Annotated in this window: 25 protein-coding genes and 2 tRNA genes; 17 read left to right on the top strand and 10 right to left on the bottom strand. The window is 38.0% G+C overall.

Annotation, left to right across the window (positions count from 1 at the left end):
- Positions 1-999, bottom strand: a complete 999-nt coding sequence (locus A7A78_RS10655) for a pyruvate dehydrogenase complex E1 component subunit beta (protein ID WP_278184090.1) — start codon at positions 997-999, stop codon at positions 1-3.
- A gap of 294 nt (positions 1,000-1,293) precedes the next feature.
- Here A7A78_RS10655 and A7A78_RS10650 point away from each other — a divergent pair, with 294 nt between their 5' ends.
- The 4 genes from A7A78_RS10650 to A7A78_RS10635 all read left to right on the top strand — a co-directional run bounded on the left by A7A78_RS10650 (position 1,294) and on the right by A7A78_RS10635 (position 5,658).
- Positions 1,294-2,034 (top strand): electron transfer flavoprotein subunit beta/FixA family protein, encoded by a 741-nt coding sequence (locus tag A7A78_RS10650; RefSeq protein WP_068762444.1) that lies wholly within the window; start codon positions 1,294-1,296, stop codon positions 2,032-2,034.
- Between the two features lie 114 nt (positions 2,035-2,148).
- On the top strand, positions 2,149-3,114 hold the full coding sequence (locus A7A78_RS10645; RefSeq protein ID WP_068762443.1) for an electron transfer flavoprotein subunit alpha/FixB family protein: 966 nt from the start codon (positions 2,149-2,151) through the stop codon (positions 3,112-3,114).
- Positions 3,115-3,259: 145 nt separating this feature from the next.
- Positions 3,260-3,883: a bifunctional nuclease family protein gene (locus A7A78_RS10640; RefSeq protein WP_068762442.1), complete on the top strand. Its 624-nt coding sequence runs from the start codon at positions 3,260-3,262 to the stop codon at positions 3,881-3,883.
- Positions 3,884-3,903: 20 nt separating this feature from the next.
- Complete coding sequence (locus A7A78_RS10635; protein WP_068762441.1) at positions 3,904-5,658, top strand: NupC/NupG family nucleoside CNT transporter; 1,755 nt, start codon at positions 3,904-3,906, stop codon at positions 5,656-5,658.
- Here the strand turns inward: A7A78_RS10635 and A7A78_RS10630 are convergent.
- Positions 5,655-6,020, bottom strand: a complete 366-nt coding sequence (locus A7A78_RS10630; RefSeq protein WP_068762440.1) for a hypothetical protein — start codon at positions 6,018-6,020, stop codon at positions 5,655-5,657. The genes A7A78_RS10635 and A7A78_RS10630 overlap by 4 nt on opposite strands.
- Positions 6,021-6,165: 145 nt before the next feature.
- Here A7A78_RS10630 and A7A78_RS10625 point away from each other — a divergent pair, with 145 nt between their 5' ends.
- The 5 genes from A7A78_RS10625 to A7A78_RS10605 all read left to right on the top strand — a co-directional run bounded on the left by A7A78_RS10625 (position 6,166) and on the right by A7A78_RS10605 (position 10,220).
- Positions 6,166-6,990, top strand: a complete 825-nt coding sequence (locus A7A78_RS10625) for a thymidylate synthase (RefSeq protein ID WP_068762439.1) — start codon at positions 6,166-6,168, stop codon at positions 6,988-6,990.
- Positions 6,991-7,010: 20 nt separating this feature from the next.
- A complete protein-coding gene (locus A7A78_RS10620) occupies positions 7,011-7,430 on the top strand; it encodes an energy transducer TonB (protein WP_068762438.1) in 420 nt (139 codons plus the stop codon).
- 14 nt (positions 7,431-7,444) lie between these two features.
- Complete coding sequence (locus A7A78_RS10615) at positions 7,445-7,954, top strand: energy transducer TonB (RefSeq protein ID WP_068762437.1); 510 nt, start codon at positions 7,445-7,447, stop codon at positions 7,952-7,954.
- 114 nt (positions 7,955-8,068) lie between these two features.
- The gene (gene egtB, locus A7A78_RS10610) at positions 8,069-9,232 is read left to right on the top strand and encodes an ergothioneine biosynthesis protein EgtB (RefSeq protein WP_068762436.1); all 1,164 of its coding nucleotides are present in this window, start codon (positions 8,069-8,071) and stop codon (positions 9,230-9,232) included.
- Positions 9,233-9,248: 16 nt separating this feature from the next.
- Positions 9,249-10,220: an L-histidine N(alpha)-methyltransferase gene (locus tag A7A78_RS10605; RefSeq protein ID WP_068762435.1), complete on the top strand. Its 972-nt coding sequence runs from the start codon at positions 9,249-9,251 to the stop codon at positions 10,218-10,220.
- A 6-nt stretch (positions 10,221-10,226) separates the two neighbouring features.
- On the opposite strand, the gene A7A78_RS10600 is transcribed toward A7A78_RS10605, so the two are convergent.
- Complete coding sequence (locus A7A78_RS10600; protein WP_068762472.1) at positions 10,227-11,309, bottom strand: aminotransferase class V-fold PLP-dependent enzyme; 1,083 nt, start codon at positions 11,307-11,309, stop codon at positions 10,227-10,229.
- 82 nt (positions 11,310-11,391) lie between these two features.
- On the opposite strand from A7A78_RS10600, the gene A7A78_RS10595 reads away from it, so the two are divergent.
- From A7A78_RS10595 to fabD, 3 genes are read left to right on the top strand one after another with little or no spacing between them, the layout of a single operon-like run.
- Positions 11,392-11,829: a 2TM domain-containing protein gene (locus A7A78_RS10595; RefSeq protein WP_068762434.1), complete on the top strand. Its 438-nt coding sequence runs from the start codon at positions 11,392-11,394 to the stop codon at positions 11,827-11,829.
- On the top strand, positions 11,826-12,311 hold the full coding sequence (locus A7A78_RS10590) for a dihydrofolate reductase (RefSeq protein WP_068762433.1): 486 nt from the start codon (positions 11,826-11,828) through the stop codon (positions 12,309-12,311). The genes A7A78_RS10595 and A7A78_RS10590 overlap by 4 nt, the downstream gene beginning before the upstream one ends.
- 34 nt (positions 12,312-12,345) lie before the next feature.
- Positions 12,346-13,227 carry an ACP S-malonyltransferase gene (fabD, locus tag A7A78_RS10585; protein WP_068762432.1) on the top strand — a complete coding sequence of 294 codons (882 nt, stop codon included), beginning with the start codon at positions 12,346-12,348 and terminating at the stop codon, positions 13,225-13,227.
- An 84-nt stretch (positions 13,228-13,311) separates the two neighbouring features.
- Here fabD and A7A78_RS10580 read toward each other — a convergent pair whose 3' ends face one another.
- From A7A78_RS10580 to A7A78_RS10570, 3 genes are all read right to left on the bottom strand, one after another.
- Complete coding sequence (locus A7A78_RS10580) at positions 13,312-13,503, bottom strand: hypothetical protein (RefSeq protein WP_068762431.1); 192 nt, start codon at positions 13,501-13,503, stop codon at positions 13,312-13,314.
- A gap of 87 nt (positions 13,504-13,590) precedes the next feature.
- Positions 13,591-14,613, bottom strand: coding sequence for a UDP-glucose 4-epimerase GalE (gene galE / locus A7A78_RS10575; protein ID WP_068762430.1), 1,023 nt, complete (start codon positions 14,611-14,613; stop codon positions 13,591-13,593).
- Positions 14,613-15,761, bottom strand: coding sequence for a DegT/DnrJ/EryC1/StrS family aminotransferase (locus A7A78_RS10570; RefSeq protein ID WP_068762429.1), 1,149 nt, complete (start codon positions 15,759-15,761; stop codon positions 14,613-14,615). Before A7A78_RS10570 ends, galE begins: the two co-directional genes overlap by 1 nt.
- Before the next feature lie 194 nt (positions 15,762-15,955).
- Between A7A78_RS10570 and A7A78_RS10565 the strand changes: the two genes are divergently transcribed.
- The 3 genes from A7A78_RS10565 to A7A78_RS10555 all read left to right on the top strand — a co-directional run bounded on the left by A7A78_RS10565 (position 15,956) and on the right by A7A78_RS10555 (position 17,819).
- Entirely contained in the window at positions 15,956-17,191 is a 1,236-nt protein-coding gene (locus tag A7A78_RS10565; RefSeq protein ID WP_068762428.1) for a 3-deoxy-D-manno-octulosonic acid transferase, read from the top strand.
- Positions 17,192-17,332: 141 nt separating this feature from the next.
- Positions 17,333-17,551 carry a hypothetical protein gene (locus A7A78_RS10560; protein WP_068762427.1) on the top strand — a complete coding sequence of 73 codons (219 nt, stop codon included), beginning with the start codon at positions 17,333-17,335 and terminating at the stop codon, positions 17,549-17,551.
- Between the two features lie 31 nt (positions 17,552-17,582).
- Positions 17,583-17,819 (top strand): hypothetical protein, encoded by a 237-nt coding sequence (locus A7A78_RS10555; protein WP_068762426.1) that lies wholly within the window; start codon positions 17,583-17,585, stop codon positions 17,817-17,819.
- Between the two features lie 52 nt (positions 17,820-17,871).
- Here the strand turns inward: A7A78_RS10555 and A7A78_RS10550 are convergent, their stop codons facing one another.
- A complete protein-coding gene (locus A7A78_RS10550) occupies positions 17,872-18,639 on the bottom strand; it encodes a LexA family transcriptional regulator (protein WP_068762425.1) in 768 nt (255 codons plus the stop codon).
- 260 nt (positions 18,640-18,899) lie between these two features.
- Here A7A78_RS10550 and A7A78_RS15305 point away from each other — a divergent pair, with 260 nt between their 5' ends.
- The gene (locus tag A7A78_RS15305) at positions 18,900-19,058 is read left to right on the top strand and encodes a hypothetical protein (protein WP_242649268.1); all 159 of its coding nucleotides are present in this window, start codon (positions 18,900-18,902) and stop codon (positions 19,056-19,058) included.
- A gap of 106 nt (positions 19,059-19,164) precedes the next feature.
- Here the strand turns inward: A7A78_RS15305 and A7A78_RS10540 are convergent.
- The 3 genes from A7A78_RS10540 to mutS form a co-directional block, all read right to left on the bottom strand.
- A tRNA-Leu gene (locus tag A7A78_RS10540) sits at positions 19,165-19,248 on the bottom strand.
- A gap of 117 nt (positions 19,249-19,365) precedes the next feature.
- Positions 19,366-19,438 (bottom strand) — tRNA-Gly (locus A7A78_RS10535).
- 98 nt (positions 19,439-19,536) lie between these two features.
- Positions 19,537-22,152 (bottom strand): DNA mismatch repair protein MutS, encoded by a 2,616-nt coding sequence (gene mutS, locus A7A78_RS10530; protein WP_068762423.1) that lies wholly within the window; start codon positions 22,150-22,152, stop codon positions 19,537-19,539.
- Between the two features lie 210 nt (positions 22,153-22,362).
- On the opposite strand from mutS, the gene A7A78_RS10525 reads away from it, so the two are divergent.
- Positions 22,363-22,905, top strand: a complete 543-nt coding sequence (locus A7A78_RS10525) for a TrmH family RNA methyltransferase (protein ID WP_068762422.1) — start codon at positions 22,363-22,365, stop codon at positions 22,903-22,905.
- The last annotated feature ends 30 nt before the right edge of the window (positions 22,906-22,935 follow it).

Genomic DNA, 22,935 nt, shown 5'->3' with positions numbered 1-22,935 from the left:
TTAGTCTCTATAAAGAACTTTCTTTACAGCCTTAACAACATCTTCACTATTTGGCAACCATTCTTCCAATAAAGCTGGTGAATAGGGCGCGGGAGTATCAGCGGTATTTATTTTTACAATAGGAGCATCCAAATAGTCAAACGCTTCGTTCTGTACCATATATGTTATTTCAGTGGAAACATTGCCAAAAGGCCATGCTTCTTCCAAAATTACCAAACGGTTTGTTTTTTTAACAGACTCCAAAATGGCTTCTTTATCCATCGGACGTACGGTGCGAAGATCAATAATTTCACACTCAATGCCTTCCTCAGCAAGGGTTTCCGCAGCTTTATAGGCTTCCTTTATAATTTTTCCGAAGGAAACAATCGTTACATCTTTTCCTTTTCGTTTAATATCAGCAACTCCAAGTGGAATTAAATATTCCCCTTCAGGCACTTCACCTTTATCACCATACATCTGCTCACTTTCCATAAAAATAACGGGGTCATTATCACGAATGGCACTTTTCAACAAACCTTTTGCATCAGCTGGATTGCTTGGCACCACAACTTTCAATCCTGGACAGTTTGCATACCAACTTTCAAAGGCCTGACTATGCGTTGCCGCAAGTTGCCCCGCAGAAGCTGTTGGGCCACGAAAAACAATAGGGATGTTAAACTGACCACCGCTCATTTGACGCATTTTGGCAGCATTGTTTATAATCTGGTCAATTGCAACAAGAGAGAAGTTGAAGGTCATAAACTCAATAATCGGTCTGTTACCGTTCATTGCAGAACCCACGCCAATTCCGGAAAAACCCATTTCGGAAATTGGGGTATCTATAACGCGTTTAGCTCCAAACTCGTCAAGCATTCCTTTACTGGCTTTGTAAGCTCCGTTGTATTCGGCAACCTCCTCGCCCATTAAATATATAGTATCGTCGCGACGCATTTCTTCGCTCATCGCTTCACAAACCGCTTCTCTGAATTGTAATGTTTTCATTTGTCTAGAATATTTGATTTTCAAAGGTCAAATGGAACACCCTTACAAAGCATCTTACTGCTAATTTTAAAATATAAATGAGGATGTTTCATCTGCTTAAATTGAAATGTAAATAACTGAAATTTTTCAGGGACAGCAAAAATACTATAAATCCCATCTGTTTCAGTATTATTTATCCACTTTTAACCAAAATTTATTATGCGTGCATAACAAAATAAGGAAATATATTCTTAACTTCGCATCCACACAATCCGAAGCTTTTAGCGAGGGGTTGCAGAATAAAATACACAATCCAAAAAAACACTTCAAAAAATGAAAATATTAGTCTGTATAAGTCACGTACCGGACACAACTTCAAAAATTAATTTTACCGATAGTGATACAAAATTCGACACCAATGGAGTTCAATTTGTAATCAACCCAAATGACGAATTTGGCCTTACCCGTGCTATGTGGTTTAAGGAAAAGCAAGGCGCAACCGTTCACGTTGTAAACGTTGGGGGTCCAGAAACTGAGCCAACTTTGCGGAAGGCATTGGCCATTGGCGCTGATGAAGCTATCCGCGTAAACACTGCCGCAACTGATGGTTTTTCTGTTGCAAAACAACTTGCAAGCATTGCAAAAGAAGGCGGTTATGATTTAGTGATAGGCGGAAGGGAATCTATCGATTATAATGGCGGAATGGTTCCGGGAATGCTTGCAAAGCTTATTGGAGCAAATTTCGTAAACACCTGCATCGGCCTTGAAGTGGAAGGCGATAAAGCTACTGTTATTCGCGAAATTGACGGTGGAAAGGAAACTTTAAAAACGTCACTTCCGTTAGTAATTGGCGGCCAAAAAGGTTTGGTAGAGGAAAGTGACCTTCGCATTCCAAACATGCGCGGTATTATGCAAGCCCGCACAAAACCATTAAACGTAAAGGAACCAGTGGCTTCAAATGCTGAAACAAATACAGTTTCATTTGAAAAACCAGCCCCAAAAGGCGCTGTGAAATTGGTTGACACCGTAGATGAATTGGTAAATCTTTTGCACAACGAGGCAAAGGTTATTTAAATTTCAAATTTCAAGTACCAAATTCCAACTTTGGAATTTGGAATTTTAGATTTGGAATTTTCGAATTAACTGATAATTCCAAATCTTGAATATTAATTTCAAAATAATATTAAAATGATATTAGTTTATACAGAATCAGAAGAAGGAAAAATTAAGAAAATAGCCTTGGAAGCAGTTTCATACGCAAAAGGAATTGCAGACCAAATGGGAACTTCGGTTACCGCCGTTAGCATCAACGCCAACGACATTTCAGAATTGGGAAAATACGGTGCTTCAAAAGTTTTGCAGGTTTCCAACGATAAATTGAACAAATTTAATGGCGAAGCCTATGCAGATGTAATTGCACAAGCAGCGAAAACTGAAGATGCAAAGGTTATCGTGGTTACTTCCAGCGCAAACAGTAAATTTCTGGCTCCTGCACTTGCAGTAAATTTGGAAGCTGGTTACGTGCCCAATGTTACCGCGCTTCCTGAAAGCACTTCCCCTTTCAAAGTGAAATCGAATGTGTTTACAAACAAAGCTTTCGCAACCACCGAAATCAAAACCGACAGAAAAATTATCGGATTGGGTAAAAACTCATACGGATTGAAAGAAAATGAAACTTCAGCTACAGCCGAAGCATTCTCTCCAAATCTGGACGCCCATGATTTTGATATGGAAATTATTTCCGTAGATAAAGCGACCGATAAAGTAACCATCGCAGATGCCGAAATAGTTGTTTCCGGCGGCCGTGGCCTTAAAGGCCCTGAAAATTGGGGAATGATCGAGGATCTTGCTAAAACATTGGGCGCTGCAACAGCTTGCTCAAAACCAGTGAGCGATATGGGCTGGAGACCCCACAGCGAACACGTTGGTCAAACTGGAAAACCCGTTGCCTCAAATCTTTATATTGCAATCGGTATTTCAGGAGCAATACAGCATTTGGCGGGTATAAACGCTTCAAAAGTGAAAGTGGTTATAAACAATGACCCCGAGGCACCTTTCTTTAAGGCCGCAGACTACGGTATAGTTGGCGATGCTTTTGAAATTGTGCCAAAACTCACAGAAAAATTAAAGGAATTTAAAGCGCAGAACGCATAATTTTTTATTAATTTGTGCCTCGAAAAAGGCTGTTTAGATATGGAAACATCCAAATTTAAACAGCTTTTTTTATTGTTTTTTATTCGCTATTTTTATAATCCATTGTTTAACTGAACACTGCGTACCGAGCACTGACAACTGAAAAATGAGTTTAGTAAAACTTACCATAAAAGGAATATCATACAGCCAAACACAAAATGGTGCCTATGCCCTTATTTTAAACGAAGTGGATGGCGAACGGAAATTGCCAATAGTTATCGGTGCTTTTGAAGCCCAGTCCATTGCGATTGCTTTGGAAAAAGACATCACTCCGCCCCGACCCCTTACCCACGATCTTTTTAAAAATTTTGCCGATAGATTTGATATTGTAGTAAAACAAGTGATAATACACAAATTGGTTGATGGCGTTTTCTATTCCAGTATCATCTGCGAACGCGACAAAATTGAAGAAATAATAGATGCCAGAACCAGCGATGCCATTGCTTTGGCACTTCGGTTTAAAGCGCCGATTTTTACCTATAAAAATATTTTGGACAAAGCGGGGATATTTTTAAAAACCTCAACCAGCAAAAAATCCATCTCAAAGGAAGAAGAAACTGTTATTGAAAATTTGCTTTTGGGCGAAGACAAAGAATCCGTGAAACCTGCAGGGGAAGATTACAGCAAACTTAGCTTAACCGAACTGAAAAAAATGCTGGACGAAGCCGTAAAAAATGAAAATTACGAAAAGGCTGCAAGAGTGAGAGATGAAATTTCAAAAAGGCAATAACCGGAACTTATAAAAAATTTATGCAGAAATTTTTAGTTGTAACGCTCGCTCTTTTATGCTTCGGAACCGTTTTTGGGCAGAGTATTGAAAGAACGTGGCAATTTTCAGAAGTAAAGGATAACAGCGGACTATCAATCATCAATATAAATCCTGAAAAAGATTACCTAAAACTTGAAAACGGTTCTTTTGAATATCAAATGGCGGGCAGTGATAGCCTAAAATCCAACGGCGATTATATTTTTCAGAATAGTCTATTGGTACTTTTCTTCAACAAACCCAGTGACAGCATTCGCAGATTTCGGGTTACGCAGGTTACCGATAGCACACTTTCACTTTCAGAAAATAATTACGAATATCAACTAAAAACGCCAAGTATAGCATCCGCTTCAGCTTTGGAATCGGTTGCGAAATCTTCAGAAATAATTCCCAGCGCAGGATTTTCAATGCAAAGCCTTTGGCGTGGTATTTTAGGAATGATTTCCTTAATAATTATAGCTTTCCTTTTCAGTTCAAACAAAAAAGCCATCAATTGGAAAACCGTCGGTATTGGCTTGGCCTTTCAGTTAATTATTGCAATAAGTGTTTTAAAAGTAAATTTCGTAAAAATTATTTTTGAATGGATTGGCCAACGTTTTATTGATGTTTTGAATTATACCCGCGCCGGAAGTGAATTTCTCTTTGGCGGCATGATAGATATCAACTCTTTCGGGTTTATTTTCGCCTTTCAGGTTTTGCCAACTATCATATTTTTCTCAGCACTGACTTCGGTTTTGTTTTATTTCGGAATAATCCAAGTAGTTGTAAAAGGAATGGGATGGCTACTGACGAAGCTTTTGAATATTTCAGGTGCTGAAAGTTTAAGCGTTGCCGGAAATATCTTTTTAGGGCAAACTGAAGCTCCATTACTTATAAAAGCCTATTTGGAGAAAATGAACAAAAGTGAAATGCTTTTGGTTATGATTGGCGGAATGGCTACCGTTGCCGGCGCCGTGCTTGCTGCATATATAGGTTTTTTAGGCGGTGACGACCCTGAGCTTCGACTCACCTTCGCAAAACACCTTTTGGCAGCTTCCGTTATGGCGGCTCCGGGCGCAATTGTTATTTCAAAAATATTGTATCCGCAAACCGAATCCATAAATACAGATGTGAAAGTTTCTTCAGACAAAATTGGCTCCAACTTTTTGGATGCCATTGCCAACGGAACTACAGAAGGTCTTAAACTGGCCGTAAACGTTGGGGCAATGCTTTTGGTTTTTGTTGCTTTTATCGCAATGTTCAATGGAATATTGGGTGCGCTGGCAAGTTTCGATGGTTTCACTATTCAAACCTTGAATATTAATTGGCATTTTATGTCGCTAAACGAAGTGATTGCTAAGAATACAGCCTATGATGGTCTTTCGTTGGAATTTATATTAGGAAGTGTTTTCGCCCCGCTAATGTGGCTTATTGGCGTTGCTAAAGAAGATATGTTTATGATGGGCCAATTATTGGGAATAAAACTGGCGGCTAGTGAATTCATTGGCTACATACAATTGGCAGAACTTAAAAATGTTTCAAATGAACTGCATCTGAATTACGAAAAAAGCATTATTATGGCAACCTATATGCTTTGTGGTTTTGCAAATTTCGCCTCTATCGGAATCCAAATTGGCGGCATTGGCTCTTTGGCGCCGGGACAGCGAAAAACACTTTCAAAATTTGGGATGAAGGCATTGATTGGCGGAACCATTGCATCGCTAATTTCGGCAACAATTGCGGGAATGATTATAGGTTAGGATTTCCTCACAACAGTATTTGCCCAATCTTCAGCCTCAGCAATTGTCTTAAAATAACTAAACGCTCCATTAAAAAGCCCCTGTTCATTATAGGCTTCTTTTTTAACGGCATCACTTTCTGAAACAATCGCCAATCCAACCATATATTTTGGATTAATAGCTTTATAAGCTGATGGAGAAATAGGCGAAGCAAATTTCCTACTGGCTATGAAAACATATTTTCTATTCACATAATGCTTCATCGCAAAGGAAAGAATCTCTTTTGAAGCCTCGCCAGTAACCCCATCAGAGGCTAAATGAAAAACCAAATAGTTTTCATAACATTCCATTAGACCATATGGTGTATTGTAAGATTTTTTCATTGTTTAAAGAATGTTATACAAATATAAACAACACTCTTAAATAAATGTTAAATCGTTGATAACTTATTTAAAAGCAACTCTAAAATAATTTGAGCATCACCTTCGCTATTAGTATTTTTAAGCCAACAATTTAGATTATCCTGAAATGAAACAATATCACGACCTTCTGAAACATGTAATGGAAAATGGCACCGAAAAACAGGACCGTACTGGCACTGGAACAAAAAGCGTTTTTGGCTACCAAATGCGTTTTGATCTAAGTGAAGGATTCCCAATGATAACCACCAAAAAACTGCATTTAAAATCGATTATTTACGAACTTTTATGGTTTTTGAACGGCGATACAAACATTAAATATCTTCAAGAAAACGGCGTGCGCATTTGGAATGAATGGGCAGATGAAAATGGCGATCTGGGTCCCGTTTATGGTCACCAGTGGCGAAATTGGAACAGTGAGGAAATAGATCAAATTTCAGAAATAATCCAAACCCTAAAAACGAATCCAGACAGCAGAAGAATGTTAGTTAGTGCTTGGAATCCAAGCGTAATGCCAAATACATCAAAGCCATTTTCAGAAAATGTGGCCAATGGAAAAGCTGCCCTTCCGCCCTGCCATGCGTTCTTTCAGTTTTACGTTGCTGAAGGAAAATTATCATGCCAACTCTATCAAAGAAGCGCAGATATTTTCTTGGGCGTTCCTTTTAATATAGCTTCTTATGCACTGTTAACTATGATGGTTGCGCAGGTTTGTGGCTATCAAGCTGGCGATTTCGTCCACACTTTTGGTGACGCCCATATTTACAGCAATCATTTTGAACAAGTAGAGCTTCAACTTTCACGCGAACCGCGCGCTTTGCCAAAAATGTTGCTAAATCCAAATGTAAAAGATATATTTGGCTTCACTTTTGATGACTTTACACTTATAGACTACAATCCTTACCCACACATCAAAGGCGCTGTTGCTATTTAAATTAAAAAACAATTTCCAAAATGAAAAACCTACTTATTGCCCTCTGCATTCTTTTTTCAACCACCCTTTTTGCCCAAGAAGAATGGGGCAATGTTAATAAAAATACCGTAACCCTAAAAGAAATAGGCCCCATCTGGCCAGGTTGTGAAGGCGGCGATGCTGCTAAAAGAGATGCTTGTTTCAACCAAAAATTAGCTTCTCATATTTCCAAAAACTTTAAGTTTCCCGCAGGATACCAGAAAAAAGAAAAAATAAGGGTCCTTGTGGATTTTATTATCAATGAAAAAGGTATTGTAGAAGTAACGAGCGTTTCCGGTGGAACAAAAGAATTACAGGATGAAGCCAAAAGAAATATTTTATCAATTCCGAAAATGGCAAAACCCGGAATGATGGGCGGAAAACCCCGTGCTATTAAAATGACTGTTCCCTTTACTTTTTAATACCAAATAATAAAATGTTGAAAAAACTCCTAATAATCACTGCAATTATTGCCACATCATCTGCTTTTGCACAGGAAGGAACAATAACCGAAGTTACTGAATCTGAAATGACAAAAGGTGATGTACCTTATGCAGTAATTGAAAACGTTCCAGTATATCCAGGTTGTGAAGGGAATAGCAATGTAGAATTGAAAGAATGCATGTCTTCTAAAATTTCTGCATTTGTCAGCAGTAATTTTAATATGAAAAAAATTGAATCTCTGAATTTAGCCCCAAAGGTTTATAGGGTGGCAGTTCAATTTAAAATTGATAAAGAAGGGAAAGTTGTGGATGTAAGAGCCCGTGCAGCTCATTACGAAATTGAAAAAGAAGCCGTTCGGGTTGTTGGCAATCTTCCACAAATGGAGCCCGGTAAACAGCGGGGAGAGGCAGTTGGCGTATTATATTCGTTGCCCATTGTTTTCCAAGTTGAGGCTCCCCAAAAAATTGATTCTAAAAAAGATAAACGAAAATCAAAAAACTGAAATCTTCGAGTTTAACAACTGTTTAACGTCTGTGAAATAGGGTTGAACAATTTTAATAATTATATTTAAAGTGTCGTCAAAATCCCGATAACTATCGGGAACAACACTTTTTTTATGATTGCTACAAATATACTGGTTTCGTTCTTTCTGGAAACCCGCCAACATACCGAAAATATTTGCAAACCGCTGGAGATTGAAGATTACGTTGTTCAGCCCATTGTAGATGTTTCTCCCCCAAAATGGCACCTTGGCCATACCACTTGGTTTTTTGAGGAATTTATATTGAAGCCCCACAAACCCGGTTATCGACTGTTCCACGAAGATTTTGCTTTCGTTTTCAACAGTTATTATGAAAATGTAGGGAAACGTGTAATTAGAAATGATCGCGGCAATCTTTCCCGACCTGGTGTAGCGAAGGTTTATGATTATCGGCATTACGTTACCAACGAAATGAAGGATTTTCTTTCGGAAGAAATTTCAAAGGAAATTGAAGAAATACTTATAATAGGAATCCATCACGAAAAACAGCACCAAGAACTTCTTACAACCGATATCAAATACATACTCGGCAATAATCCGTTGCTGCCAAAATACAACGATTCTTTTTTAGAAAACCCTGTCCAAAATTTTCAGCAGGAATGGATTGAAATGGAGGAAGGCATTTATGAAATTGGCCACAACAATCCAGAAGAATTCTGCTATGACAATGAATTGGGCCGACACAAAGTATATCTTCACGAGTATAAAATTTCGAATAAACTAATCACAAACGCTGAATATCTTGAATTTATAAATGCTGGTGGCTATAAAGATTTTAACCTTTGGCATGCCGAAGGGTGGGATTGGGTGCTACAAAACAACATTTCTGCACCTATGTACTGGCACAATATAGAGGGCACTTGGCATCAATACACATTAAAAGGGCTTCAAAAAATAAACTTGGAAGCCCCTGTTTCACACATTTCCTATTTTGAAGCATTTGCTTTTGCACAATGGAAAGATTGCCGCCTTCCCACCGAATTTGAATGGGAAGCCGCACAGCAAAAATTTCAATGGGGTAACCGTTGGGAATGGACGGAAAGTGCTTATCTGCCCTATCCTGGCTACACCAAAGCACCCGGCGCCATTGGTGAATACAACGGCAAATTTATGGTAAACCAAAAGGTGCTTCGCGGCGGTTCTGTAGCAACACCTCCCAAACATACTCGCGCCACTTATCGCAATTTTTTTCAAACCAATCTACGGTGGCAATTTACAGGTTTAAGGTTGGCAAAATAAATACGACTACAGCTCCATGACTACAAAGATAAAACCTCAACAAAACAAGACATTTAAGAAAGACGTGACCGAAGGCCTTAGCAGTTTTCCAAAACGCCTTTCCTCAAAATATTTTTACGATAAAAAGGGCGACAAACTTTTTCAGGATATAATGGCTATGCCCAGCTATTATCTTACCGGGTGCGAATTTGAAATAATTTCAAAAAACACTTTTGCAATTGGCGAATTATTTCGGGATAGAGAAAACGGCTTGGACCTAATAGAACTGGGCGCTGGCGATGGAAAAAAAACGAAATTGCTTTTGAAGTATATGGCTGAAAATAATTTCAACTTTATCTATAAACCTATTGATATAAGCGAAAATGCCGTGGAATTGCTCTCTAAAAATCTTGCTTATGAAATGCCAACTTTAAATGTTGATGCAGAAGTGGGCGAATATTTTGAGGTTTTGGAACGGCTGAAAGGCTTCAATAAACGCAAAAAAGTGATAATGGTTTTGGGAAGTAACATCGGGAATCTTCCGCATCCAAAAGCCATTGAATTTCTTACAAAATTGAAAGAAGCTATGTTGCCCGATGATTTGCTTTTTATGGGTTTTGACCAAAAGAAAAATCCGCAGACAATCCTTGATGCTTATAATGATGAAACTGGAATTACAGAAGCTTTCAACAAAAATGTTTTAACACGCATAAATAGAGAACTCGGCGGAAATTTTGAAGTTGACAATTTTAAGCATTGGGAAGTTTACGACCCCGAAACCGGCACGGCAAAAAGCTTTTTGGTAGCTACCAAAGCAATGGAAGTAACCATTGAAGAACTTCAACTTACCGTAAATTTTGATCAATGGGAAACAATTCACACAGAGATTTCACAGAAATATGATGATAATATTGTGATTTGGCTAGCGAAAGAAGCAGGTCTTAAAATTGAAACTTCCTTCACTGATGAAAAAGGCTATTATAAAAATTATGCCTTTAGAAAAATATAATTGAAATTACCCACGCTTCAAAACTTGTAACAATTTATCTAGTTCTTCTTCCGTATTATAATAATGAAAACTAACGCGAATACCGCCACCGCGTGGGGAGCAGATAATATTGGCGCTCTTTAGTTTTTGGAACAAGACCGAATCTCCCTTCAAATTAAAAATGGAACTGTGTTTCTCTCGTAGCAAAGTGTCGTTCTTCAAAAATTCTCTTTCAGCAAATTGTTCTCTTGCTTTTGCTGAAAAGATTTTTATTCTTTCATATAAATTTTCAGTCCCGAGCTTTTTCTGGAATAAAATGGCCTGCTCTAAACTTCCATAATTCAAAGTGTCTTGGTGGCCAGGTTCAAAATGCTTCATAAACATTGTTTCCTCGGGTTTACTTTCAAACCGTTCCGCACTATTGAAGCCTAACGTTTTTGGAAAAATACGTTCCCGGGCAGCTTCTTTCACCATTATGAATCCGTTGCCATAGCCTGCAGTCAGCCATTTGTAGGCACTTGCCCCTACCACATCAATTGCATTATCCTTAAAATTGAATACTTCAGCTCCCAAATATTGGGTGCCATCTGCAATTAGCAATAAATTGGGGTGGTAGCTTTTCAATTGTTTTAAAAATTCCAAATCAATTTTAACACCATTCAACCATTGTACAATGCTGAACAAAAACACATCGGGCTTGTGTTTTTCTACCGCAGCAGCAATATTCTGTTCCAGATGCTCGTCAATTTCAGCATAAAATATCTCAAAATCCCTTGTTTCTGCCGGCCAAAGTATGGACGGATAATCATTTTTTAGAAGAAGTATTTTCTGCCCTTTCGGAAGTCCTTCCAAAACGGTATTCATCCCAAAAGAGAAATTGGGCACCAAAGCTGTCTCTTCTTCCGAAGCGTTAAAAAAATCGGCAACCGTTTTTCGAATTTGTTCAATGTGTTTTTTATGCTGGTCGCGAAACACACTGGCGTGGTTCATCAAATCCATATCGTGTTGTCTTCGCCATTCCACAACTGGCTTCGGTATCACTCCATTGGAAGCGGTATTTAAATATGTACAAGCTGCCAATGCGGGAAAGTGTTTGCGTATTTCTTCCATAAATGAATAGTCTAAAAGGCGAAAAAAAGGTATTTTTACAATACGGAAACCTTGAGTTTCCATTCCACGAAAATACCCAACTATGTTTTCAAAAGCTAAAAAAACTGAAAGAATTGATTCCGAACAGCGCGAACAATACGAGTATGCTCGGCAACGCATAAAACAGAAAAAAAACCTGATGCGCCATTTTATTGTGTTTTTAGTGGGATCAGTCTTATTGATAATCATCAACCCTGTCTTGGGTTATGGCGAAAATTTCTTTATAAAAGATTGGTTTATTTGGGCAATTTTAATTTGGACATTTATCTTTCTTGTACACCTTTTCAATGTGTTTGTGATGAATAAGTTTATGGATAAAGAATGGGAAGACCGCCAACTTGAAAAATTGAAAGCCCGTCAAGCAGAACGCATGGCGGAACTTCAGAAAAAAGTAGATACTGAACTGCAACTGCCAAAAATGTCTTCCGAAGAAATAAAAAAAAACGAACTGAACAACCCTTTACCGCCAGACGTAGAATGATTACAATGATTGCCGCCGCTGGCGAAAACAACGAACTGGGAAAGGACAACGATTTGCTTTGGCATTTGCCGGACGATTTTAAGCGTTTTAAACAACTCACAACTGGCCATCATATTATTATGGGCCGAAAGACTTTTGAAACATTCCCAAAACCTTTGCCCAATAGAACCCATATAGTAATTACGCGAAACAAAAATTATAAAAAGGAAGGCGCGGTTGTGGTTCACGATATGGATGAAGCTTTGAAACTTGCCGAAAAAGATGAACAACCCTTTATAATTGGCGGTGGCGAAATCTACAAAATGGGGCTGCCGTTTGCAGATAAAATTGAACTTACCCGCGTAAATGCAACTTTTGAAGATGCCGATACTTTTTTCCCAAATTTTTCGGAAACAGAATGGCAACTAATAACAACAACAGAACATGAAAAAGATGATAGGCACAAGTATTCTTTTGTCTATGAAACTTGGGTTCGCAAATAAATTTTATATTTAATTCTCATTAAAAAACCAACCTATGAAAGCATATATATTTCCTGGTCAAGGCGCACAATTTACCGGAATGGGTAAAGACCTTTACGAAAATTCCCCAAAAGCAAAAAAACTTTTCCAGCAAGCGAATGAAGTTTTGGGTTTTGATATTACCAAAATAATGTTTGAAGGAACCGCTGATGAACTGAAGGAAACAAAAGTTACGCAACCCGCTATTTTTCTGCATTCCACCATTTTGGCGGAAGTAATGGGTAGCAATTTTCAACCAGATATGGTTGCTGGGCATTCCTTGGGAGAAATCTCGGCCTTGGTTGCAAATAGAACACTTGCCTTTAGCGATGGATTACAATTGGTTTACAAACGAGCTTTGGCAATGCAACATGCTTGCGAATTAACGCCCTCCACAATGGCGGCGGTTTTAGGGCTGGAAGATCATTTAGTGGAGGAAATTTGCGCAAACACACCGGGAATTGTGGTTGCCGCCAACTACAACTGCCCCGGACAATTAGTAATTTCCGGTGATGTGGATGCCGTGGGAAAAGCTTGTGAAAGTTTAAAGGAAGCCGGCGCACGAAGAGCATTGATTTTGCCTGTTGGTGGCGCATTCCACAGTCCTTTGATGGAACCTGCACGGGAAGAGTTGGCCGCTGCCATTGAAGCCACCCAATTTACGGAACCAGCTTGCCCAATCTATCAAAACGTTTCAACTTTTGCAGTAACAAATCCTTCAGATATAAAAGAAAATCTCATCTTTCAATTGACCGCTCCCGTTAAATGGACACAAAGTGTTCAAAATATGATAAAAGACGGTGCAACTAAATTTATTGAAGTTGGCCCCGGAAATGTTTTGCAGGGGCTTGTAAAGAAAATTGATGCTTCGGCTGAGACTGAAAAAGCAGAAGTTTAATTTTTATATTTTGAAAATAAAAAAACGCCGAAGATAATTTTCGGCGTTTTTATTCTGAATTCACAATTCCGAATTCAAAATTATTTAAGCGCTTATTCTACAATCCGAGCAGTCTTTCACTTCCCCATAATAGGTTTCGCGATATTTGTGTAAAGTTTTAAAGGGAACTTTCAAAAAAGTTTTTTTGATGTAAATCACGCTTGTTGTGAACATTCCCATCTTTTCCGTAAATCGTTTTTCTGTTTTTGTTTGTCGTTTCACTGAAACTAACTTCATAACTTTTGTTTATCTGTTTGCGGCAAAGAAACAAAGGCTTAACGCCAATTCCAAGCTATTAACGTTAAACCTTCATTAAAATACTGTTTATGAGATATTTCTGATTTTTTTCTCCCATTTCCAAGCAGACTCCAAAGCATCTTCCATTGTTTTTTCAGCTTTCCATCCTAACACCTTATTTGCTTTTTTTGTATCTGCATAAACCGAAATCACATCGCCTGGACGACGCTCCACAATTTTATAATTCAACTTTTCTCCAGTTGTTTTTTCAAAGGAATTTACAACTTCCAGCACAGAACTACCTCTGCCCGTCCCTAAATTGAAAACCTCAAATTGGGTTTCATTTTTTTCGGAAAGTAAACGTTGCAACGCAATAACATGGGCCTTTGCCAAATCTACAACGTGAATATAATCGCGAATGCAACTGCCATCTTCCGTTGGGTAATCATCCCCAAAAACCGATAATTCCTTTCGCAATCCGGCAGCAGTCTGGGTTATAAACGGCACCAAATTTTGCGGTACACCTGCAGGAAGCTCTCCAATTTCAGCTGTTTCGTGTGCTCCAATTGGGTTGAAATACCGTAGCGCAATAGCTTTTAAAGCCGAAACCGAGCAAGTATCTTTCAGTATTTCTTCACTTATCTGCTTTGTATTTCCGTATGGGGAAGTGGCGGCTTTAACAGGTGCATCCTCTGTTATGGGAAGCGAATCGGGTTCGCCGTAAACGGTGCAGGAAGAACTAAAAATAAAATTCTCAATTCCGTAAGCATTGCATTCCTGAAGGAGATAAATAAGGGTGTTCAGGTTGTTTTCGTAATAAAGCAAAGGGTTTTCAACGCTTTCCCCTACCGCTTTACTGGCTGCAAAGTGAATAATTCCTTCGATGTCTTGATTTCTTTTAAAAAAGTCGGCAACATCAGCTTTTATGCGAAGATCCAACCTTTCAAAAGCCGGAGGGGTTTTGGAAATATTGGTTATTCCTTCCAAAACATCCAAAGAGGAATTCGATAAATTATCAATGATAATAACCTGATAACCTGAATTTTGCAGTTCAACAACAGTGTGGGAACCAATATAACCCAAACCGCCTGTAACGAGTATTTTTTTCATTATTTAGCAACGAAATTTATAATTGTTTCGGTGATGTATTTTATTTGCTCATCATCCAATTCTGTATGCATCGGAAGTGAAATCACTTCTTTTATCAACTGATTTGTAACTGTAAAGTCTTCTTCTTTATAACGCTCATCTTTATAAGCTTTCTGAAGATGTAGCGGGATTGGATAATAAACCCCACATGGAATACCTTTTTCATTTAAATGGTTTACCAAAGCATCGCGGTCTGCATTTTTAATCTTCAATGTGTATTGGTGAAAAACGTGACTCTTTTCCGAAAGATTTTTTTCAGAATCGAATCCTCCAGGAGTTATAATATTTTCAATGCCTTTGAACGCTTCGGAATATTTATTTGCCGCTTCAATTCTGGCTTTATTGTAATTGTCTAAATGTGGAAGTTTTGCGCGAAGCACCGCAGCCTGAATAGAATCCAATCTACTATTTACGCCCACTACATCGTGATGGTAGCGCACGTACATCCCGTGATTTACAATCCCCCGAATTATGTGGGCTAAATCATCATCATTTGTGAAGATTGCTCCCCCATCACCATAACATCCCAAATTTTTCGAAGGAAAAAATGATGTTGAAGCAACGTGACCAATGGTTCCAGTTTTCTTTTTTGAACCATCCTTAGAAGTATAATCGGCCCCAATACCCTGGGCGTTGTCCTCAATTACGTACAGATTGTGTTCTTCCGCAATTGCCATAATCTCGTCCATATTTGCTGCAAGCCCAAAAAGATGCACTGGAACTATGGCTTTGGTTTTTGGCGTAATCGCTTTTTTAATAGCTTCAATGTCAATATTGAAATTAATTGGATCCACATCCACCAAAACGGGCGTTAACTGTAAAAGTGCAATTACTTCAACCGTGGCAGCGAACGTAAAATCAGCCGTAATTACTTCATCGCCCGGTTTTAGACCGAGTCCCATCATTGCTATTTGAAGTGCGTCCGTACCATTGGCGCATGGAATTACGTGTTTTACACCTAAATATTGCTCAAGTTCTTTTTGAAATTCGTGAACTTCGGTCCCATTCACAAAAGCGGTGGTTTCAATCACGTTCATTATGGAACTGTCCACGCGTTCTTTTATATTTTCATACTGACCTTTAAGGTCAACCATCTGTATTTTTTTCATTCCTTTTCCGTATTTCGACTCCGCTCAATATAAACTTCGGCGGGTATCTTTAAAATTGACAACTACTATTTTGAATTCGGTAAAATTACGAAAATGATATTTGTTTGTGTTGAAGTTATTGAGTTATTGGGTTATTAAGTTATTGAGCCTAGTATTTGAAATTTGGTACTTGAAATTTGGTATTTTTGCTTTGTATGCATACAATCTATAATTTGTTGATTCTTTTAGCTTCCTTTCATTTAAGGATTGTAGCGCTTTTCAGTAAAAAAATGAAACTCTTTGTCAATGGCAGAAAGGATGTTTTTAAAATTCTTCAGCAAAAAATATCAGCGACAGATAAAACCATTTGGTTCCATTGCGCTTCGTTGGGAGAATTTGAGCAGGGTGTCCCTATTATGGAAGCAATGAAAAAACTAAAACCAGACCATAAAATAGTGGTCAGTTTTTTTTCGCCTTCAGGTTTTGAAATAAAGAAGAACACCCCTTTGGCAGATGCCGTGGTCTATTTACCGATGGATACACAAGCGAACGCGAAGAAATTTATTGCTGCAATCCATCCTTCGCTTGTCTTATTTGTGAAATATGAATTTTGGCCCAATTATCTTCTAGAACTTAAGAAAAAAAACATTCCAACGCTTTTAGTTTCGGGTGTTTTCAGAAAGAATCAAATCTTTTTCAAAAGCTACGGAAGCTTTATGCGAAAAGCCCTTGGTAATTTTGATCACTTTTTTTTGCAGGATGAAAATTCTGAAGTGCTTTTAAAAAATATTGGTTTTAAAAATTTAACGATTAGCGGCGACACTCGTTTTGATAGGGTTTCGCACCAAATTGAAATGGACAATACGCTAAGATTTGCAGAAGAATTTAAAGGAGATTCAATCTGTATTGTTTGCGGAAGCACGTGGCCCGAAGATGAAGTTTTACTGCTGGAATATATAAATTCCGCTCCCGAAAACGTAAAATTCATTATTGCGCCACACAAAATTGAGCTGGATAAAATTGAAAATTTTAAAGAAAAAATTATTAAGAAAACAATCCTACATTCTCAAATAGACGAGGTAAACATTGCTGAATATTCTGTGCTAATAATTGACTGTATTGGCCTATTAAGCAAAATTTATAGCTATGCCGATATTGCCTATGTTGGGGGTGCTGCTGGAAAAACAGGTCTTCACAATATTTTAGAACCGGCTACCTTTGGGGTGCCGATTGTTATCGGGAAAAACTACAGTGAATTTCCCGAGGCTATTCGTTTACAGGATTTAGCTGGATTATTTTCTGTAAAAAATCCTTCTGAATGTGACGAAATTTTAAGTAAATTAGTGAACAATATCAATTTCAGAAATAAAACAGGAATGATTGCCGGACACTTTGTAAATAAAAATACAGGAGCCACTCAAAAAATAGTTAATTATATCACGGCAAATTAAATCTAATATTTTTCGATAAAAATTGAAGATTATGATAAAATAATTTGAAATTAATATTTTATTCACACTTTTTAGGATATAATTATTAATTCTCCATCATTTAAAAGTTAGATTTGCTTAAACCATTAAAACAATCTATATATGAAAAGGCTATTTATTTTAATTTCTATTGCTACAATAGCGTTGGGATCTTGTCGGGAAAATAAGACTGAAACCAAAGAAGTAATTCGCGAAGTAAAAGTTGAAACCCCACAAACTGAAGAAAGAGAAGGCATTTTAGAGCGCACAGCAAAAGAAGTTGACAAAGAAGTAAATGAGGAAATTGATAAAAAAATTGACGAAATCGGAAACGATAAATAATTTATAAATTCTAACTTAAAACTTAAAAACAATGAAAAAGCTAACGATGATTGCTCTATTTGCAGGATTTTTAACAATCTCTCTCTCATCTTGTAGAGATCAGAAAACTGAAAAAGAAGAGATAATTGAAGAAATGCAAGACAAAGGCGCCGATGTTAAGATTAAAGATGACGGCGACAAAATAAAAATGGAAACCGAAGACGAAAAGGTTAAAATTAAAACCGACGATGACGGTGATGTAAAAATAAAAACAGAAGATAAAAACTAATTTTTTTATCTTTCAAAAACAAAAAGGGATGTTCTTTGTGAGCATCCCTTTTTTATTTTAAACTACTTATTTGTCCTTTCAGTTCATCCATAGATTGCTGAAGCTGCCGCAACAAATTGCTTTCAGAAGGTTCATCCACTCCAAAACTGAGCTTGCTATTTACCATCCAAAGCTCCTGAATATCCTTCACTTTTACATCAATGGGCAAATATTGATCATTTAAGGAAATAAGCCGGATGCTTTGTGGATTATTTGGAATTTTTTGAAGTTTCTTCACCAATACCGAATCTATTAAAACCACAATATAAATTTTACTGTCACTGGCTTCAACTATATTGGGCACTGCCCGGCCAAGTACCCACTCGTTCGGACGTATATTGGGCAACATACTATCACCTTCCACCTGAAATCCACGGTATGTAGCATTCCTAAATTCAGGTAAAGGAATACTAAAGGCGGGCAATGTTTGATACCAACCCATGTCATGAATGTTATTTGGGTATCCAGCCGCTGCCTTCTGGTTTACAAGCAGAATCCCGTCATTGCCCGAGGAATCTACTGTTATAACTTTCGGACTGACATCGCCACGAATAGCATCTATATATTTTTCCAGACTTTTACCATAAAGCCATAAAGGGTTGATATTAAATTGTGACATCAATTCCATTACGGTTTTTCCTGTAATTTTTGTTTTGCCTCTTTCTATATCCGCAGTTGTTGCGCCAATATCAAGAAGTTGTGCAAATGATTGTTGCGTATGCCTTAATTCTTCGCGAAGTGATTTAAACCTTACAGCCTCTGTTGATATATTTTTTTCCATACTTCCAAAAATAACATATATTGGAAATATTCCAAAATATATTCGGAAAATTTCCTGAAAAAAATATCAATAAAATTTAAAAAAATAAGTCCATAAAAGATACACTGTCAAAATTTTAATTACTTTTGCACACTATTAATCACTAATCTATTTCAACAATGAAAAAAATCTTTTTATCACTTGCCGCTCTTGCATTAGTTGCTTCTGTATACTCTTGTAGAGAGACTACAAAAGAAAACGCTGAAGAAACTGCTGAATCTATGCAAACTGACGCTGAAAACGCAATGGACAATGCTGAAGAAGCTGTTGACAATGCTGCTGAAGCTACTGAAGATGCTATGAAAGATGCTGGCGATGCTGTTGAGCAAGCTGCTGACGACACTAAAGAAGCTGTAAAAGACGCTACTGACGGTCAATAAGCAAATTCTTTGCTAAAGAAACAGAAACCCTTTCAATTTTGAGAGGGTTTTTTTATGCGTTATAACAATAAAAAACCTCTTTGCTTTAAAAACAAAGAGGTTTTTGTACTCGAGGCGGGACTTGAACCCGCACGACCAGATGGTCACAGGATTTTAAGTCCGGCGTGTCTACCAATTCCACCACTCGAGCATTTCGACTGCGCTCAATGCAGGCTATACTTCAGTCTCTTAAAGAAACTTTGGTAAGATTGTCTATTACAATCTGGACTTAACAAAAAATGCCGAATTGCATCGGCATTTAAGGTTGAGCGAAAAACGGGATTCGAACCCGCGACCTCCACCTTGGCAAGGTGGCGCTCTACCAACTGAGCTATTTTCGCAAAAAATTTAATGAACGTGGCTTCCTATTGAAAGCGGGAGCAAATTTAAAAATTTTACTTCAAAAGCAAAGTCTTTTTAGATAAATTATTCACATATTTTACTTTTTAAACTTCACTGATGCATTCCGTTGTAACATTCGCCGAATCTCGTTCAGTTTCATCAATGCCTCTACGGGTGTAAGTGTGTCAATGTCAATCTCTAATATCTCCTCCCGAAGTTCTTCCAGCAATGGATCGTCCAGTTTAAAAAAGCTCAATTGCATTTCTTCTTTGGAAACCGCTTTCATTTCTTCAGTCAATTCTTCGGAAGCGTGACTTTTTTCGAGTCTTTTCAATATTTTATTCGCTCTTTGTAATACAGCTTGCGGCATTCCTGCCATTTTTGCAACATGAATTCCGAAACTGTGGTGGCTTCCGCCCGGGACCAATTTTCTGAGGAAAAGCACATTATCTTTTAATTCCTTTACAGAAACATTATAGTTTTTTATCCGCGGAAAAGTTTCCGTCATTTCATTCAATTCGTGATAATGGGTGGCAAAAAGCGTTTTCCCTTTTGAAGGATGTTCGTGTAAATATTCACTGATTGCCCAAGCGATTGAAATACCGTCATAAGTACTAGTACCACGGCCAATTTCATCTAAAAGAATCAAACTACGATCCGAAAGATTGTTTAGTATACTCGCGGTTTCGTTCATTTCAACCATAAAAGTTGATTCGCCCATCGAAATATTATCACTTGCACCAACGCGTGTGAAAATTTTATCCACACAACCCATTCGCACTTCCGAAGCAGGAACAAAGCTGCCCATCTGCGCTAACAAAACAATCAAGGCAGTCTGCCGAAGAATGGCCGATTTACCGCTCATGTTTGGCCCGGTAATCATAATAATTTGCTGGTTTTCACGATCGAGAAAAACATCGTTCGCAATATAAGGTGCGTCGGGCGGAAGTTGTTTTTCGATTACTGGATGGCGGCCTTCTTTTATATCCAAATCAAAAGTTTCGTCTAAAAGCGGACGAGTGTAATTTGCTTCTTTCGCTTGCGTTGCGAAAGAACAAAGACAATCCATTTGCGCAATCAAAGCCGCATTTTGTTGAACTGAAGCAATAAACTGAAGCATCCAATCCACTAATTTTGAAAAAATCTCTTGCTCCAAAGCGAGAATTTTTTCTTCGGCGCCAAGTATTTTGGTTTCGTATTCTTTCAGTTCTTCTGTTATATATCTTTCAGCGCTTACAAGTGTTTGCTTGCGAATCCATTCCTGCGGAACCTTGTCCTTGTGGGTATTTCTGACTTCAATATAATATCCAAAAACATTGTTAGAAGCTATTTTAAGTGAAGAAATTCCAGTGCGCTTTGTTTCGCGTTCAAGCATTTCATCCAAATATTCCTTTCCGTTTGCTGAAATATTTCGCAATTCATCCAGCGTTTTAGAAAAACCTTCGGCGATGGAATTTCCCTTCAAAATATTTACGGGCGCTTCCTCAAAAAGCGTTTCCTTTATTTTATTCCGAAGTAATTCGCAATCGTGCAATTGTTCGCCGATAATTTTCAGCGATTCATTTTTGGAATTCAGCGCCAACGCTTTTATGGGAACAACCGCTTCCAAAGAATTTTTAAGTTGGATAACCTCTCGCGGGTTCACTTTTCCGGTTGCGACTTTTGAAATGAGTCGCTCCAAATCGCCGATGCGTTTCGTGTATTGTTGGGTTTTTTCTAAAGTAATCGGGTTGTCCAACAGAAAACTCACCACTTCGTGTCTGCGGTTTATCTTTTCAGCATTTTTAAGCGGAAGTGCCATCCACCGTTTTAAAAGCCGCCCGCCCATGGGCGAAATTGTTTTATCAATCACATCCAAAAGCGTCACCGCATTTTGCTGATTGGAATGGTACAGTTCCAAATTGCGAATGGTAAAGCGGTCCATCCAAACATATTCATCTTCGGCAATTCGCGATAAGCGTGAAATATGCTGCAATTTTGTGTGGCGCGTTTCGGTTAAATAATGAAGCGCGGCGCCGGCGGCGATAATGCCGTCTTCCAAATGGTCTACGCCAAAACCTTTCAAATTTTTTACATCAAAATGCTTCGTGAGCGTTTCAAAAGAATAATCGCTTTGGAAAATCCAATCTTCCAGATGAAAAACGTGATAATTAGAATCGAAAGTTTCAGAAAAAAGCTTTCGTTTTTGTTTTGAAAAAAGCACTTCCGAAGGATTGAAATTCTGAAGCAATTTGTCAACATATTCTGCAGAACCTTCGGAAACCAAAAATTCGCCCGTGGAAACATCCAAAAAAGAGACGCCCAAATTCTTCGTGCCAAAATGAACAGCAGCCAAAAAGTTATTCGATTTGGATTTTAAGATATCATCATTAAAGGCAACGCCTGGGGTAACCAATTCGGTAACGCCACGTTTTACGATGGTTTTGGTCATTTTTGGATCTTCCAGTTGGTCGCAAATAGCAACCCTACAACCTGCCATTACCAGTTTTGGCAAATACGTATTCAAGGAATGATGCGGAAAACCAGCAAGTTCAACGTTATCACCGCCGTTATTTCGAGCGGTTAATGTAATATTCAAAATTCCTGCGGCTCGCACGGCATCTTCCCCAAAAGTTTCGTAAAAATCGCCCACGCGAAACAGTAACAATGCATCGGGATACTTTGCTTTAATGGTATTGTACTGCTTCATCAACGGGGTTTCCTTCGTCGCCATTTTTTATTTTCTATTCTTATTATTTATCAATTGATAAATGTAGCGAAAATGCTTTTTTATTCGAAATGAAGCTTTTGTGAATTATGCTGTTTTATCAACAATTTAAAAATAATTATTACGCAGAGTTGCATAGAGAAACACAGAGTTTCACAGAGAAATAACTCAATAACCCAATAACTTTTAACCTTTAACGATTAACTTTGCCCCCCTATGAAAAACCGAAAACTAAAAAACAGCGAACTTGATCGCATCAATGCTGAAGAATATAAAGCTTCGGAAAAAACACCGCTTATTATTATTCTCGATAATATTAGAAGTTTAAATAATATAGGCTCCGTTTTTCGCACTGCGGATGCTTTTTTGGTGAAAAAAATCTACCTCTGCGGCATTACTGCAAAACCGCCGCACAAGGATATTCAAAAAACAGCCCTCGGCGCACAGGACAGCGTGGAGTGGGAATATGCTGAAAATGTAATGGAAGTGGTTTCGAAATTGCAAAATGAAGGTGTATTTGTAGCTTCCATAGAACAAGCTGAACTTGCCGTAAACCTCAACGATTTTTCGGTACAAAAGGAATTGACTTATGCAATTGTTTTTGGTAACGAAGTTAAAGGTGTGCAGCAAAAAGTGGTTACCGCGAGTGATGCGGTGATTGAAATTCCACAGTTTGGCACGAAACATTCGTTGAACATTTCGGTAAGTGTGGGCGTTGTGGTTTGGGATTTGTTTGTTAAGTTGAGAAGTGAGAAGTGAGAAAATTAATGAAAATTTATCTGTCTTTTA

Source organism: Aequorivita soesokkakensis (assembly GCF_001641085.1).
Classification (GTDB): Bacteria; Bacteroidota; Bacteroidia; order Flavobacteriales; family Flavobacteriaceae; genus Aequorivita; species Aequorivita soesokkakensis.
This window is presented reverse-complemented; position numbering and strand designations above follow the sequence as displayed.